The sequence below is a fragment of the Kluyvera genomosp. 1 genome (assembly GCF_001266615.1).
GTDB lineage: Bacteria > Pseudomonadota > Gammaproteobacteria > Enterobacterales > Enterobacteriaceae > Kluyvera > Kluyvera cryocrescens_A.
In genome coordinates this window covers 85,240-100,332 of sequence record NZ_LGHZ01000011.1, presented here as the reverse complement: position 1 = coordinate 100,332, position 15,093 = coordinate 85,240, and the positions used below count along the sequence as shown (strand labels likewise).

General features: G+C 55.2%; 12 protein-coding genes. 10 read left to right on the top strand and 2 right to left on the bottom strand.

Annotation, left to right across the window (positions count from 1 at the left end; all coding sequences use genetic code 11):
• Nucleotides 1-99 precede the first annotated feature (99 nt).
• On the bottom strand, nt 100-591 hold the full coding sequence (gene yhhY, locus KP80_RS06920; protein ID WP_052282862.1) for an N-acetyltransferase: 492 nt from the start codon (nt 589-591) through the stop codon (nt 100-102).
• A 266-nt stretch (nt 592-857) separates the two neighbouring features.
• On the opposite strand from yhhY, the gene KP80_RS06915 reads away from it, so the two are divergent.
• From KP80_RS06915 to gntU, 5 genes are all read left to right on the top strand, one after another.
• Entirely contained in the window at nt 858-1,895 is a 1,038-nt protein-coding gene (locus KP80_RS06915; protein ID WP_052282861.1) for an oxidoreductase, read from the top strand.
• A 121-nt stretch (nt 1,896-2,016) separates the two neighbouring features.
• Nucleotides 2,017-2,712 (top strand): pirin family protein, encoded by a 696-nt coding sequence (locus KP80_RS06910; RefSeq protein WP_052282860.1) that lies wholly within the window; start codon nt 2,017-2,019, stop codon nt 2,710-2,712.
• Between the two features lie 102 nt (nt 2,713-2,814).
• Nucleotides 2,815-3,810 carry a gluconate operon transcriptional repressor GntR gene (gene gntR / locus KP80_RS06905; RefSeq protein WP_052282859.1) on the top strand — a complete coding sequence of 332 codons (996 nt, stop codon included), beginning with the start codon at nt 2,815-2,817 and terminating at the stop codon, nt 3,808-3,810.
• A 148-nt stretch (nt 3,811-3,958) separates the two neighbouring features.
• Nucleotides 3,959-4,492 (top strand): gluconokinase, encoded by a 534-nt coding sequence (gene gntK, locus KP80_RS06900; RefSeq protein ID WP_052282858.1) that lies wholly within the window; start codon nt 3,959-3,961, stop codon nt 4,490-4,492.
• Nucleotides 4,489-5,829, top strand: coding sequence for a gluconate transporter (gene gntU, locus KP80_RS06895; RefSeq protein ID WP_052282857.1), 1,341 nt, complete (start codon nt 4,489-4,491; stop codon nt 5,827-5,829). The genes gntK and gntU overlap by 4 nt, the downstream gene beginning before the upstream one ends.
• Before the next feature lie 98 nt (nt 5,830-5,927).
• On the opposite strand, the gene KP80_RS06890 is transcribed toward gntU, so the two are convergent.
• Nucleotides 5,928-6,521: a YhgN family NAAT transporter gene (locus tag KP80_RS06890; RefSeq protein ID WP_052282856.1), complete on the bottom strand. Its 594-nt coding sequence runs from the start codon at nt 6,519-6,521 to the stop codon at nt 5,928-5,930.
• Nucleotides 6,522-6,755: 234 nt separating this feature from the next.
• Here KP80_RS06890 and asd point away from each other — a divergent pair, with 234 nt between their 5' ends.
• From asd to glgA, 5 genes are all read left to right on the top strand, one after another.
• Nucleotides 6,756-7,862, top strand: a complete 1,107-nt coding sequence (gene asd, locus KP80_RS06885; protein ID WP_052282855.1) for an aspartate-semialdehyde dehydrogenase — start codon at nt 6,756-6,758, stop codon at nt 7,860-7,862.
• 252 nt (nt 7,863-8,114) lie between these two features.
• Nucleotides 8,115-10,301 carry a 1,4-alpha-glucan branching enzyme gene (gene glgB, locus KP80_RS06880; RefSeq protein WP_052282854.1) on the top strand — a complete coding sequence of 729 codons (2,187 nt, stop codon included), beginning with the start codon at nt 8,115-8,117 and terminating at the stop codon, nt 10,299-10,301.
• Nucleotides 10,302-10,303: 2 nt separating this feature from the next.
• Nucleotides 10,304-12,280, top strand: coding sequence for a glycogen debranching protein GlgX (gene glgX, locus KP80_RS06875; protein WP_052282853.1), 1,977 nt, complete (start codon nt 10,304-10,306; stop codon nt 12,278-12,280).
• 79 nt (nt 12,281-12,359) lie between these two features.
• Nucleotides 12,360-13,655 (top strand): glucose-1-phosphate adenylyltransferase, encoded by a 1,296-nt coding sequence (glgC, locus tag KP80_RS06870; protein WP_052282852.1) that lies wholly within the window; start codon nt 12,360-12,362, stop codon nt 13,653-13,655.
• Complete coding sequence (glgA, locus tag KP80_RS06865) at nt 13,655-15,088, top strand: glycogen synthase GlgA (protein WP_052282851.1); 1,434 nt, start codon at nt 13,655-13,657, stop codon at nt 15,086-15,088. Before glgC ends, glgA begins: the two co-directional genes overlap by 1 nt.
• The last annotated feature ends 5 nt before the right edge of the window (nt 15,089-15,093 follow it).

Sequence of the window (15,093 nt, the reverse complement as noted above, 5' to 3'; positions counted from 1 at the left end):
CTGCTTTCTGGTCATCGGAAGATGGGTATAAGAACGCGTTCTTAACCTACGACACTAAACGGTTCCCTCTCCCTTTCAGGGAGAGGGTTAGGGTGAGGGTCACCCCTTCATCCGTGCCATAAAGTAGGCATCCACATACTCACCGTTGCGTAGCCCATACTTGCGCCCGGTGCCTTCAATCTCAAAACCATGCTTCTGGTACACCGCAACCGCCGGGGCGTTATCGACAAACACCGTCAACTCAATACGCTCGACGCGCAGCCAGTTATCGCACATGTCTATCATGGTGCGGACCAGCGCACTGGCGACACCGCGATTTTGCCAGCGAGAATCGACGCAGATACCAAAATCGGCAACGTGGCTCCGGCGCGGGCGCTGGGCCACCTCAATGGCAAGGTGGCCTACCACCTGCTCATCAATGCAGGCGACCAGTTGTTTCGTGCCGGGCCGGTCGGCTAGCCGTTCGTGCCACATATGGCTGGAAGGATGAGGGACCTGTAGCGTGTTGTGATACACCTCCGGCTGGGCGTGGATTTGACGGATTGCGTCGTAATCTTGGGCTTCGGCATGGCGAATCACTATGTCACTCATTCTTCATTTCCTTTTGAGGTTAAAAGTCCCTTTTAACATCATTGATTTTTAAATGTGCGTCAATTGGCTTTTTTTGCAAAAAACGGTGGACAAGTGCGAATGAGAATGATTATTATTGTCCTGCATTCAGGGCGTCCTTGCGGAGCTTCTGAAAGCACGACATTGCTCACATTGCTTCCAGTATTACTTTAGCCAGCTTAATGCTGGCTTTTTTTTGTCTGTAGTTACGTTATGGTATTCAGCAATTATTTCAAAAGGACTGAATCATGACCCTACACTGCGCCTTCATTGGCTTTGGCAAAAGCACCACCCGCTATCATCTCCCGTACGTTTTACATCGCAAAGCCGACTGGCACGTAGCCCATATCTATCGCCGCAGCCCGAAGCCGGACGAGCAGCAGCCGCAGTACGCGCATATTCATTTCACCAGCGAGCTAAACGACATTCTGCACGATCCGCAGGTCAAGCTGGTGGTGGTCTGTACGCATGCTGACAGCCACTTTGAATATGCGAAGAAGGCGCTAGAAGCAGGGAAGAACGTGCTGGTCGAGAAGCCGTTCACGCCAACGGTTGCGGAAGCCAAAGCGCTTTTTGCGCTGGCGAAAAGCAAAGGTCTGACCGTATCGCCGTATCAGAACCGTCGTTTTGATGCCTGTTTCCTGACGGCAAAAAAAGCCATTGAGAGCGGTAAGCTGGGCGATATCGTGGAAGTAGAAAGCCACTTCGACTACTTCCGCCCTGAAGCGCCAACTCAGCCGGGGCGCCCACAGGACGGCGCATTTTATGGCCTTGGCGTGCATACTATGGACCAAATCATCTCGCTGTTTGGCCGCCCGGATCATGCCGCTTATGACATCCGTAGCCTGCGTAACCCGGCTAACCCTGACGATACCTTTGAAGCACAGCTGTTCTACGGCAACCTGAAGGCGATTGTGAAAACCAGTCACCTGGTGAAAATCGACTATCCGAAATTTATCGTTCACGGCACCAAAGGGTCGTTTGTGAAATACGGCATCGACCAGCAAGAGACCAGCCTGAAGGCGGGTATTATGCCGGGCGATGCGGGCTTTGCGGCGGATGAGTCCTTAGCGCATCTGGAATACGTTAACGAGGCGGGTGAAACGGTGAAAGAGACGTGGCGAGCTGAGCAGGGTGATTATGGCCGCGTGTATGACGCACTGTATCAAACGCTGGTTAACGGCGTGCCGAATTTCGTCAAGGAAACTGAGGCTCTCACCAATATGGAACTGCTGGAGCGGGCCTTCCAGCAGCCGTCTCCTGCCACCATAAGCCTCACCAAATAAGCTATTATGGCTCCTCTGATCTTGTTCATAATTTTTGAACAGAGGAGTCAATTTTCACCCACTATCATCCCAGGCTGTTTACGTCCAAACTTGTTTCATCGAAAACATGAGGGGGTAACAAATGATTTTCTTACGTAAAGCAAACGAACGTGGTCACGCAAATCATGGTTGGCTGGACTCCTGGCATACCTTCTCTTTTGCAGATTACTACGATCCGAATTTTATGGGCTTCTCCGCGCTGCGCGTCATTAACGATGACGTGATTGATGCCGGTCAGGGGTTCGGTACCCACCCGCATAAAGACATGGAAATTCTGACCTACGTTCTGGAAGGCGCCGTTGAGCACCAGGACAGCATGGGTAATAAAGAGCAGGTTCCGGCGGGCGAGTTCCAGATTATGAGTGCAGGTACCGGCGTGCGTCACTCCGAGTACAACCCGAGTGCGACCGACAAGCTGCACCTGTACCAGATCTGGATCATTCCAGAAAAAACCGGCATCACGCCGCGCTACGAACAGCGTCGCTTTGACGCTCAGCAGGGTAAACAGCTGGTGCTGTCGCCGGATGCGCGTGAAGGTTCGCTGAAAGTGTACCAGGACATGGAACTCTACCGCTGGGCACTGGCGAAAGATGAACAGTCTATTCATCAGATTGCCGCTGACCGCCGCGTGTGGATCCAGGTGGTAAAAGGTGAAGTGAGCATCAACGGCACCAAAGCGACAACCAGCGATGGGCTGGCCATTTGGGATGAGCAGGCGATTTCAATCCATGCGGATAGCGAAAGCGAAATTTTACTCTTCGATCTGCCGCCAGTTTGATCCGGCTTAAATAAATAACGTAACCTCCCCAATCTAGCGGGGAGGTTGCGCCATCTCCGTGGTAAACTTCAGCAATATTTCACCTTTGCTTGCCTCTGGACGATGAAAAAGAAAAGACCCGTACTTCAGGATGTTGCCGATCGCGTTGGCGTAACCAAAATGACGGTTAGCCGTTTTCTCCGTAATCCGGAACAGGTTTCCGTAGCATTGCGCGGTAAAATTGCGGCGGCTCTTGATGATTTGGGTTACATCCCCAATCGAGCTCCCGATATTCTCTCCAACTCTACCAGCCGGGCTATCGGCGTACTTTTACCTTCATTAACCAACCAGGTTTTCGCAGAAGTGCTGCGCGGCGTGGAAAGCGTCACCGATGCTTATGGTTACCAAACGATGCTGGCTCACTACGGCTATAAGCCCGAAATGGAGCAAGAGCGCCTCGAGTCGATGCTTTCCTGGAACATTGACGGCCTGATCCTCACCGAACGTACCCACACTCCCCGCACGCTGAAGATGATTGAAGTTGCTGGTATCCCCGTGGTCGAGTTGATGGATAGCCAATCGCCGTGTCTCGACATCGCCGTCGGCTTCGATAACTTTGAAGCGGCGCGCCAGATGACGGCCGCGATTATCGCGCGCGGTCACCGCCGTATTGCTTATTTAGGGGCGCGTCTTGATGAACGTACTATCATCAAGCAGAAAGGCTATGAGCAGGCGATGCTGGACGCCGGATTAACGCCTTACAGCGTGATGGTCGAGCAATCCTCGTCATATACCTCGGGAATTGAGCTGATGCGCCAGGCGCGTCGGGAATTTTCGCAGCTCGACGGTATCTTCTGTACCAACGATGACCTTGCGGTGGGCGCTGCATTTGAGTGCCAGCGTTTGGGGCTCAAAATTCCTGATGATATCGCCATCGCCGGTTTCCACGGCCACGACATCGGCCAGGTGATGGAACCGCGTCTCGCCAGCGTGCTGACGCCGCGTGAGCGCATGGGCCGCATCGGTGCAGAGCGACTGCTGGCGCGCATCCGTGGTGAAGCAGTTACGCCAAAAATGTTAGATTTAGGTTTCACTTTGTCACCGGGCGGTTCTATTTAGCCCTGACAAATTTGAACTAGATCACACATATTCACTTAGAATTCACTTCCGGCACGAATGGTTATTGCTTATCCACTTGCCGGGCAGGACAATGTTACCGATAACTGTTACCCGTAACAATTCCCCAAGTGCCCAACAGGAGGACGCCTTGAGCACGACTAACCACGATCACCACGTCTATGTACTGATGGGCGTATCCGGCAGCGGTAAATCTGCGGTTGCCAGCGAAGTCGCGCATCGCCTGAACGCTGCATTTCTGGACGGCGACTTCCTGCACCCACGCTGCAATATCGTCAAAATGTCCTCCGGCGAACCGCTGAACGACGACGATCGCAAACCATGGCTGCAGGCGCTGAACGACGCCGCATTCGCGATGCAACGTACTAATAAAGTCTCGCTGATTGTCTGCTCTGCGCTGAAAAAAGCGTACCGCGACATTCTGCGCGAAGGTAACCCAAATCTCTCTTTCATCTATATGAAAGGTGATTTTGAAGTGATTGAAAGCCGCCTGAAGGCGCGTAAAGGCCACTTCTTTAAAACGCAGATGCTGGTGACCCAATTCGAAACCCTGCAAGAGCCGGGCGCTGAAGAACGCGATGTGCTGGTGGTTGATATCGATCAGCCGCTGGAAGGCGTTATCGACAGCACGATTGAATTGATTAACAAAGGCCGTATCGCGTGACAACTTTAACGCTCGTTTTAACAGCAGTCGGTTCTGTTTTACTGCTGCTGTTTTTAGTCATGAAGGCACGTATGCACGCCTTCCTGGCTTTGATGGTGGTTTCTATTGGTGCAGGTCTGTTCTCCGGTATGCCGCTGACCAAAATCGCGGCCACTATGGAGAAAGGCATGGGCGGTACGCTGGGCTTCCTGGCGATTGTGGTCGCGCTCGGCGCGATGTTCGGCAAAATTCTGCATGAAACCGGTGCGGTCGATCAGATTGCCGTCAAAATGCTGAAATCCTTTGGCCACAACCGCGCACACTTCGCGATTGGCCTGGCCGGCCTTATCTGCGCGCTGCCGCTGTTCTTCGAAGTGGCTATCGTACTGCTGATTAGCGTTGCCTTCTCGATGGCGCGTCATACCGGTACCAACCTGGTAAAACTGGTGATTCCACTGTTTGCCGGTGTCGCTGCTGCCGCGGCGTTCCTGGTTCCAGGCCCTGCGCCGATGCTGCTGGCTTCCCAGATGCACGCGGACTTTGGCTGGATGATCCTGATTGGTCTGTGCGCAGCGATCCCGGGCATGTTGATTGCCGGTCCGCTGTGGGGCAACTTCATCAGCCGTTACGTTGAGCTGAACATTCCTGAAGACGTCACCGAGCCGCACCTGGGCGAGGGCAAGATGCCGTCCTTCGGCTTTAGCCTCGCGCTGATTCTGCTGCCGCTGGTACTGGTGGGTCTGAAAACCGTTGCTGCGCGCTTTGTACCGGAAGGTTCTGAAGTTTATCAGTGGTTTGAATTTATCGGTCACCCGTTCACGGCGATTCTGGTTGCCTGTCTGGTTGCTATCTATGGCCTGGCGTTCCGTCAGGGCATGGCGAAAGATAAAGTGATGGAAATCTGCGGTCACGCGCTGCAGCCTGCGGGTATCATCCTGCTGGTTATCGGTGCCGGTGGTGTGTTCAAACAGGTGCTGGTGGATTCCGGCGTTGGCCCGGCGTTGGGCGAAGCGTTAACCGGGATGGGTCTGCCTATCGCACTGACCTGCTTCATCCTGGCTGCTGCGGTGCGTATTATTCAGGGTTCCGCGACGGTTGCCTGTCTGACTGCGGTTGGCCTGGTGATGCCTGTCATTGAACAGCTGCATTACAACGGCGCACAGCTGGCGGCACTGTCTATCTGTATCGGCGGCGGTTCTATCGTGGTGAGCCACGTGAACGACGCCGGCTTCTGGCTGTTCGGTAAATTTACCGGTGCCACTGAAGCACAGACGCTGAAAACCTGGACCATGATGGAAACCATTCTGGGTACCGTGGGGGCGATTGTTGGTATGGTGGCGTTTACGCTGCTTAGCTAATCATCGCTCTCAACCCGGCGCACGATGTGCAGCCGGGTTAGTTGAATCTTCGCCCGGGCTCACGTCAGTGTCGCTCGGGCGAATTGTTTATACGCGACTTATCCTTTCATCCACGCCCGAATACCGTCCAGGAACATCTGGGTGGCCATCATCACCAGAATCAACCCCATCAGACGTTCTAAAGCGTTGACGCCTTTCTCGCCCAGCAGGCGCAGGAATAGCGACGACTGCAGCAGAATGACGACCGTACCGCCCCAGGCAATCAGCAGCGCAATGACCAGATGCGACAGGTTATTAGGATACTGGTGCGAAAGCAGCATCAGCGTTGCCAGCAGCGATGGACCCGCCACCAGAGGAATCGCCAGCGGTACAATAAACGGCTCTTCGCCCGCCGGTAAACCGTTGCTACCACCCTCTGCGCTAGGGAAAATCATCTTGATGGCAATCAGGAACAAAATAATCCCACCAGAGATAGAAACCGTCTCGGCACTCAGGTTCAGGAAGGCGAGAATTTTCTCACCGGCGAACAAGAAAATAAGCATTATCAGCAGTGCGATTAAAAGCTCACGTATCATGATCGCCTTGCGGCGCTTGGGTTCCGTGTGTTTTAGCACCGACATAAAAATGGGTAGGTTTCCCAATGGATCCATAATCAGGATCAATAAAACAGCGGCGGAAAAGATTTCACTCATCACTCAAATTCCCTGATAATCGTTAAGGACTTTCTGCTCTACGCATCACCCTTGCCATGGATTCTGACGAGGGGAAATGTGGCCCCCAAAGGCGGGGGAATAAGTTGCATTTCTGATTGCTTCGCAATCATTGATTAATTTCACTTGCGACTTTAGCTGCTTTTTGTAATGTGATGGGATGGCCAGTGGGACTGGCAAGCATAAACAGCACACATATCTGCAGGAAAATACGCTATGAAAAATGTTGGTTTTATCGGCTGGCGCGGGATGGTCGGCTCTGTACTCATGCAACGCATGGTGGAAGAGCGCGATTTTGACGCCATTCGCCCGGTCTTCTTCTCTACCTCTCAGCTTGGTCAAGCTGCACCCACCTTTGGTGGCAGCACTGGAGGTACGCTTCAGGATGCTTTCGATCTTGAAGCGCTGAAGGCGCTCGACATTATTGTCACCTGTCAGGGCGGAGATTATACCAACGAAATCTATCCGAAGCTTCGTGAAAGCGGCTGGCAGGGCTACTGGATTGATGCGGCCTCTTCGCTGCGCATGAAAGACGACGCCATTATCATTCTCGACCCGGTCAACCAGCAGGTGATCACCGATGGTCTGAACAATGGCGTGAAAACCTTTGTCGGCGGCAACTGTACCGTCAGCCTGATGCTGATGTCGCTGGGCGGCCTGTTTGCCAATGACCTGGTGGAGTGGGCCTCTGTGGCAACCTATCAGGCAGCTTCCGGCGGCGGTGCGCGCCATATGCGTGAACTGCTGACCCAGATGGGCCAACTGCATCACCACGTCGCCAGCGAGCTGGCAGACCCGGCTTCCGCCATCCTCGAGATTGAACGTAAAGTCACTACCCTGACCCGTAGCGGCGATCTGGCGGTAGATAACTTTGGCGTTCCGCTGGCGGGCAGCCTGATTCCGTGGATCGACAAACAGCTCGACAACGGCCAGAGCCGCGAAGAGTGGAAAGGCCAGGCTGAAACCAACAAGATTCTCGCGACCTCTTCCGTCATCCCGGTTGATGGCCTGTGCGTGCGCGTCGGCGCGCTGCGTTGCCACAGCCAGGCATTCACGCTGAAATTGAAAAAAGATATTTCCATAAGTTCTGTAGAGGAATTACTGGCCGCGCACAACCCGTGGGCGAAAGTGATTCCAAACGATCGTGAAATCACCATGCGTGAATTAACACCAGCGGCTGTCACCGGCACGCTGACCACGCCGGTTGGGCGTCTGCGTAAGCTGAACATGGGGCCTGAGTATCTCTCCGCGTTCACCGTGGGTGACCAGCTCTTGTGGGGCGCAGCTGAGCCGTTGCGCCGCATGCTGCGCCAGCTGGCGTAAACATTTGTTCATTGATGAGGGGTGGCTAAACACCCCTTTTTTTTGCGTAATACAAGGAGTAAACGCAGAGATGTTTAATTTTCTATCAGGAGTCAGGTAAAGCGTTGGCTATGCTTTAATCAAGGTCTATCACCTTGACTGAAGGTTGAATGGAGCCGAGAAAGCACTCTTTTTCTGTGCTGCACCGTTCGGGTCACAAATGTCGTCATTTACATTGGATTGAGGCGACACAAAAACAAAGGATGATGAAACATGTCCGATCGTATTGATAGAGACGTGATTAACGCGCTAATTGCAGGCCATTTTGCGGATCCTTTTTCCGTATTAGGGATGCACCGAACGGAATCGGGACTGGAAGTCCGGGCATTGCTGCCTGACGCGACCGATGTATGGGTTATTGAACCGAAAACCGGACGTAAAGTTGGCAAACTGGAGTGCGTTGACGCACGCGGTTTCTTTTGCGGTATTCTGCCGCGCCGTAAAAATTTCTTCCGTTATCAACTGGCTGTCGTTTGGCATGGCCAGCAGAACCTGATTGACGATCCGTACAGCTTTGGCCCATTGCTCCAGGAAATGGACGCATGGCTGCTGTCTGAAGGTACCCATTTACGCCCGTATGAAACGCTCGGCGCGCACGCGGATACCATGGACGGCGTGACCGGGACGCGCTTTGCCGTCTGGGCGCCTAACGCGCGTCGCGTCTCCGTGGTCGGCCAGTTCAACTACTGGGACGGTCGCCGCCATCCGATGCGCTTGCGTCGTGAAACGGGGATCTGGGAGCTGTTTATTCCCGGTGCGCACAACGGGCAGCTGTATAAATTCGAGATGATCGACGCCAATGGTGCGCTGCGGGTGAAAGCTGACCCGTATGCCTTTGAGGCGCAGATGCGTCCGGACACCGCCTCGCTGATTTGTGGTTTGCCACCGAAAGTTGAGCAAAGCGAAGCGCGGAAAAAAGCCAACCAGCTTGATGCGCCAATCTCTATCTACGAAGTACACATGGGCTCCTGGCGTCGCCATACCGACAACAACTTCTGGCTGAGCTATCGCGAGCTGGCGGATGAACTGGTGCCGTACGCCAAATGGATGGGCTTTACCCATCTGGAACTGCTGCCCGTCAACGAACACCCGTTCGACGGGAGCTGGGGCTATCAGCCTACCGGTCTGTATGCGCCAACCCGCCGTTTCGGCACCCGCGAAGATTTCCGTTATTTCATCAATGCTGCGCATGCTGCGGGCTTGAGCGTCATTCTTGACTGGGTGCCGGGCCACTTCCCGTCGGATGATTTTGCACTGGCGGAATTTGACGGTACCAACCTGTACGAGCACAGCGATCCGCGCGAAGGCTACCATCAGGACTGGAATACCCTGATCTACAACTACGGCCGCCGTGAAGTGAGCAACTTCCTGGTCGGCAACGCCCTGTACTGGGTGGAACGCTTCGGTATTGACGCACTGCGCGTGGATGCAGTGGCATCCATGATTTACCGCGACTACTCTCGTAAAGAGGGAGAGTGGGTCCCGAATGAATTCGGCGGTCGTGAAAACCTCGAGGCTATCGAATTCCTGCGTAGCACCAACCGCGTGCTGGGCGAACAGGTCCCCGGTGCGGTGACGATGGCGGAAGAGTCGACCGACTTTGCTGGCGTGTCCCGCCCATCGGATATGGGGGGGCTGGGTTTTTGGTTTAAATGGAACCTGGGCTGGATGCACGACACCCTGGACTACATGAAACTCGACCCGGTTCACCGCCAGTATCATCACGACAAAATGACCTTCGGCATGCTCTACAACTACACGGAGAATTTCGTGTTGCCGCTGTCGCATGACGAAGTGGTCCACGGTAAGAAATCGATTCTGGACCGCATGCCGGGCGATGCGTGGCAAAAGTTTGCCAACCTGCGCGCCTACTACGGCTGGATGTTTGCCTTCCCGGGCAAAAAGCTGCTGTTTATGGGCGATGAGTTTGCCCAGGGACGTGAATGGAATTTTGACGGCAGCCTTGACTGGCATCTGCTCGAGGGCGGCGATAACTGGCATAACGGGGTACAGCGTCTGGTGCGCGACCTCAACCTTACCTATCGCCACCATAAAGCGATGCACGAGCTGGACTTTGACCCATACGGCTTTGAATGGCTGGTGGTCGACGATCATGCGCGTTCGGTATTTGCGTTTGTCCGTCGCGACAGAGATGGCAATGAAATCATTGTGGTCAGCAACTTTACGCCGGTTCCGCGTCATGATTATCGCTTTGGCATCAATCAGCCGGGCCGCTGGCGTGAAGTGCTCAACACCGACTCCGGTCACTATCACGGTAGTAACGCGGGCAACGGTGGCGAAGTGCGTAGCGACATGATTGAAAGCCACGGTCGTGCGCAGTCGCTGAGTCTGACGCTGCCGCCGCTGTCGACTATTTGGCTGGTGCGAGAAGGGGATTGAAAATGAGCCAGCTCGCAGCAGGGAAACCCGCGCCGCTGGGCGCCAGCTTCGATGGCGAGGGCGTGAACTTCACGCTCTTTTCTGCGCATGCGCAGCGGGTCGAACTCTGCGTGTTTGACGCGCAGGGTAACGAGTCACGCTATGACTTACCCGCACGCAGCGGCGATATCTGGCACGGCTATTTGCCGCAGGCGCGCCCCGGTTTGCGGTATGGCTACCGAGTGCATGGCCCGTGGGATCCGCGGCAGGGCTACCGCTTTAACCCGGCAAAGCTGCTGCTCGATCCGTGCTGTTTCCGGGCTGAAGGCGATCCGAACGACGATCCGCGCTTTCATGGTGGCTTCGATGTGCCGGACAGACGTGATACTGCATCGATTGCACCGAAATCGGTGGTTGTTGATCTGACCTATGACTGGCAGGACGATGCGGCACCGCGCACGCCGTGGGGTAATACCGTTATCTACGAAGCGCACGTGAAAGGGCTGACCTATCGCCATCCAGGATTGCCGGAAGAGATTCGCGGTACCTATAAGGCGCTGAGCCATCCGCTGATGATTGCGTATTTCAAGCGCTTGGGGATCAGCGCGCTGGAGCTGCTGCCGGTGGCGCATTTTGCCAACGAGCCGCGCCTGCAGGAGATGTTCCTGAAAAATTACTGGGGCTACAACCCGCTGGCGATGTTTGCGCTGGCGCCGCGTTACGCCTGTGAGCCTGAACGAGCGCTGGATGAGTTTCGCGATGCGGTGAAAGCACTGCATAAAGCCGGTATCGAGGTGATTCTTGATGTGGTGCTAAACCACAGCGCCGAGCTGGATCTCAACTATCAGACCTTCTCGCTGCGAGGGATCGATAACCGTAGCTATTATTGGTTAAGAGACGATGGCGATTACCACAACTGGACCGGCTGCGGTAATACCCTGAACTTGAATCACCCTGGCGTGGTGGAATATGCCCGCCAGTGCCTGCGTTTTTGGGTCGACGTATGCCATGTGGATGGCTTTCGCTTTGATTTAGCTTCGGTGATGGGGCGCACGCCGGGATACCGTCAGGATGCGCCGCTGTTTAACGCCATTCATGAAGACCCGGTGCTCTCGCAGGTGAAGCTGATTGCGGAACCGTGGGATATCGGTGATGGCGGCTATCAGGTGGGGAATTTCCCGCCGCCGTTTAGCGAGTGGAACGACCATTTTCGCGATGCAATACGCCGATTCTGGCTTGAAGGTTCGCTATCGCTGGGTGAATTTGCCCAGCGTTTCGCTGCCTCAAGCGATGTTTTTCAGCATCAGGAGCGTCGCCCCAGCGCCGCCATCAACCTGGTCACTGCGCACGATGGCTTCACGCTGCGCGATTGTGTCAGCTTTAACGACAAGCACAATGAGGCAAACGGGGAAGAAAACCGCGACGGAACGAGCAATAACCATAGCAATAATCATGGTATAGAAGGATTAGATGCGGATCCTGAGGTGATGGCGCGTCGCCTGGCAAGCGTTCAGGCGCTGTTGACCACGATGCTGCTGTCGCAGGGAACCCCAATGCTGCTGGCCGGTGATGAACACGGCCACAGCCAGCAGGGGAATAACAATGCCTACTGCCAGGACAACGCGTTGACCTGGCTTGATTGGGAAAATGCCGACGATGCGCTGACGGAGTTTACCGCAGCCCTTATTCACCTGCGTCAGCAGATCCCGGCCTTAACCCGCGATGAGTGGTGGCAGGAGGGCGACGGCAACGTGCAGTGGCTCAATCGGGATGGACAGCCGCTCAGTGCAGATGAGTGGCAGCACGGCACGCATCAGATGCAGATCCTGCTTTCCGACTGCTGGCTTATTACGATAAATGCAACACAAGACGTGGCAAGTCTAACGTTACCTATGGGGGAATGGCGTGCCGTTCCTCCCTTCGCCGGGGATGCTAACCCGGCGATCATGGATGTCTGGCATGGGCCCGCGCACGGAGTGTGCGTATTTCAAAGGTCATAGTCTCTGAATTACCCGGAACCCGGCGGCGACGCCAGGAAACCTCATTACCCGGAAGGACGAGCAACAAAAGGAGTTAATCATGGTTAGGCTAGAAAAAAACGATCCCTTAATGCTGGCTCGCCAGTTGCCTATCAAATCCGTCGCCCTGATTCTGGCCGGTGGACGCGGTACGCGACTGAAGGATCTCACTAATAAACGGGCAAAACCGGCAGTCCATTTCGGCGGCAAATTCCGCATTATCGACTTTGCGCTATCAAACTGTCTGAACTCCGGGATCCGCCGTATCGGCGTTATTACGCAATATCAATCGCATACGCTGGTACAGCACATCCAGCGCGGATGGTCATTGTTCAGCGAAGAGATGAATGAATTCGTCGATCTGCTGCCGGCTCAGCAGCGTATGCACGGTGAAAACTGGTATCGCGGCACCGCCGACGCCGTCACGCAGAACCTCGACATTATTCGCCGCTATAAAGCCGAGTACGTGGTTATCCTCGCCGGCGACCATATCTACAAGCAAGATTACTCGCGCATGCTTATCGACCATGTCGAAAAAGGCGCGCGCTGCACCGTGGCGTGCATTCCTGTGCCCATTGAAGAGGCACCGGCGTTTGGCGTCATGGCGGTCGATGAGAACGAAAGGATCATCGACTTCGTGGAAAAACCAGCCAACCCACCGGCAATGCCGGGCGACCCGACCAAATCGCTCGCCAGCATGGGTATCTATGTCTTTGATGCCGATTACCTTTATGAGCTGCTGGAACAAGATGACAGCGATGAAAACTCCAGCCACGATTTCGGCAAAGATTTAATTCCTAAGATAACCAAAGCTGGCGCGGCTTATGCACATCCATTCCCGCTGTCCTGCGTACAGTCCGACCCGCATGCGGAACCTTACTGGCGTGACGTGGGGACACTGGAAGCCTACTGGAAAGCGAACCTCGATCTGGCGTCCGTGACCCCTGAGCTGGATATGTACGACCAGCACTGGCCTATCCGCACGCATATGGAGTCGCTGCCTCCGGCGAAGTTTGTTCAGGACCGCTCCGGTAGTCACGGGATGACCCTTAACTCGCTGGTGTCCGGCGGCTGTATTATTTCAGGCTCGGTGGTGGTGCAGTCGGTGCTGTTCCCCCACGTGCGCGTGAATTCATTCTGTAACATTGATTCGGCAGTCTTATTGCCAGACGTCTGGGTTGGACGTTCCTCGCGCCTGCGCCGCTGTGTTATCGACAGGGCCTGCGTGATCCCGGAAGGTATGGTGATCGGTGAAGATGCGGAAGAAGATGCGCGTCGATTCCACCGTTCAGAAGAAGGGATCGTGCTGGTCACGCGCGAGATGCTGCGGCAGTTGGGGTACAAACAGGAGCGATGATGCAGGTTTTACACGTTTGTTCTGAGATGTTCCCGTTACTTAAAACGGGTGGCCTTGCGGATGTGATTGGCGCACTGCCCGCAGCACAAATTGCCGAAGGCACCGATGCACGCGTACTGCTACCGGCGTTCCCCGATATTCGTCGCGGGATCCCGGATGCCAAAGTGGTGGCTCGTCGCGACACCTTCGCCGGGCGCATGACGCTACTGTTTGGCCATTACAACGGGGTCGGCATTTATCTGATTGATGCGCCGCATCTCTACGATCGCCCAGGGAGTCCGTATCACGATACCAACCTGAACGCTTATCCCGATAACGTGAAGCGTTTTGCGCTGCTGGGATGGGTAGGCAGTGAAATGGCCTGTGGGCTAGATCCCTTCTGGCGCCCGGACGTGGTGCATGCCCATGACTGGCATGCGGGTCTGGCACCGGCGTACCTGGCGGCCCGTGGCCGCCCGGCGAAGTCGGTCTTTACCGTGCACAACCTGGCGTACCAGGGGCTGTTTTATGGTCACCATATGGATGAAATCCAGCTGCCGGGCGAATTCTTTAACATGCACGGGCTGGAGTTCCATGGGCAAATTTCGTTCCTGAAAGCCGGGCTGTACTACGCCGACCATATCACGGCGGTGAGTCCAACCTATGCGCGGGAAATTACCGAACCGCAGTTTGCCTACGGGATGGAAGGGCTGCTGCGTCAGCGCCATCGGGAAGGTCGTCTGTCGGGGATCTTAAACGGCGTGGATGAAAACGTCTGGAGCCCGGAAAAGGATCTGCTGCTGCCCGCCAGCTACAGCCGCGATACGCTGGAGAAAAAGGCGGAGAACAAACGCCAGCTGCAGGTGGCGATGGGGCTGAAGGTGAGCGACACCGCGCCGCTGTTTGCCGTGGTCAGCCGTCTGACTAGCCAGAAAGGTCTCGATCTGGTGCTGGAGGCGCTGCCTGGGCTGCTTGAGCAGGGCGGCCAACTGGCGCTGTTAGGAGCCGGCGATCCGGTTCTGCAGCAAGGATTCCTCGCCGCCGCTGCCGAACATCCGGGGCAGGTGGGCGTACAAATTGGCTATCACGAAGCGTTCTCGCACCGCATTATTGGCGGCGCTGACGTTATCCTGGTGCCGAGCCGCTTTGAGCCTTGTGGCTTAACGCAGCTGTATGGCTTGAAATACGGTACGTTGCCGCTGGTTCGCCGTACCGGTGGCCTGGCAGATACCGTTGCGGATAGTTCGCTGGAAAACCTCGCCGACGGCATTGCCAGCGGTTTCGTTTTCGAAGACAGCAACGCCTGGTCGCTGCTGCGAGCCATTCGCCGTGCTTTCGTATTATGGTCTCGTCCTTCGCTCTGGCGCTACGTTCAGCGCCAGGCGATGAACATGGATTTTAGCTGGCAGGTTGCTGCGCACTCATATCGTGAGCTTTATCAACGCCTGATCTAACTACG

What these genes read in the sequence shown, in the direction of transcription:
- yhhY (WP_052282862.1), bottom strand. Translation starts at nt 591, where the DNA reads ATGAGTGACATAGTGATTCGCCATGCCGAAGCCCAAGATTACGACGCA.
- KP80_RS06915 (WP_052282861.1), top strand. Translation starts at nt 858, where the DNA reads ATGACCCTACACTGCGCCTTCATTGGCTTTGGCAAAAGCACCACCCGC.
- KP80_RS06910 (WP_052282860.1), top strand. Translation starts at nt 2,017, where the DNA reads ATGATTTTCTTACGTAAAGCAAACGAACGTGGTCACGCAAATCATGGT.
- gntR (WP_052282859.1), top strand. Translation starts at nt 2,815, where the DNA reads ATGAAAAAGAAAAGACCCGTACTTCAGGATGTTGCCGATCGCGTTGGC.
- KP80_RS06890 (WP_052282856.1), bottom strand. Translation starts at nt 6,521, where the DNA reads ATGAGTGAAATCTTTTCCGCCGCTGTTTTATTGATCCTGATTATGGAT.
- asd (WP_052282855.1), top strand. Translation starts at nt 6,756, where the DNA reads ATGAAAAATGTTGGTTTTATCGGCTGGCGCGGGATGGTCGGCTCTGTA.
- glgB (WP_052282854.1), top strand. Translation starts at nt 8,115, where the DNA reads ATGTCCGATCGTATTGATAGAGACGTGATTAACGCGCTAATTGCAGGC.
- glgX (WP_052282853.1), top strand. Translation starts at nt 10,304, where the DNA reads ATGAGCCAGCTCGCAGCAGGGAAACCCGCGCCGCTGGGCGCCAGCTTC.
- glgC (WP_052282852.1), top strand. Translation starts at nt 12,360, where the DNA reads ATGGTTAGGCTAGAAAAAAACGATCCCTTAATGCTGGCTCGCCAGTTG.
- glgA (WP_052282851.1), top strand. Translation starts at nt 13,655, where the DNA reads ATGCAGGTTTTACACGTTTGTTCTGAGATGTTCCCGTTACTTAAAACG.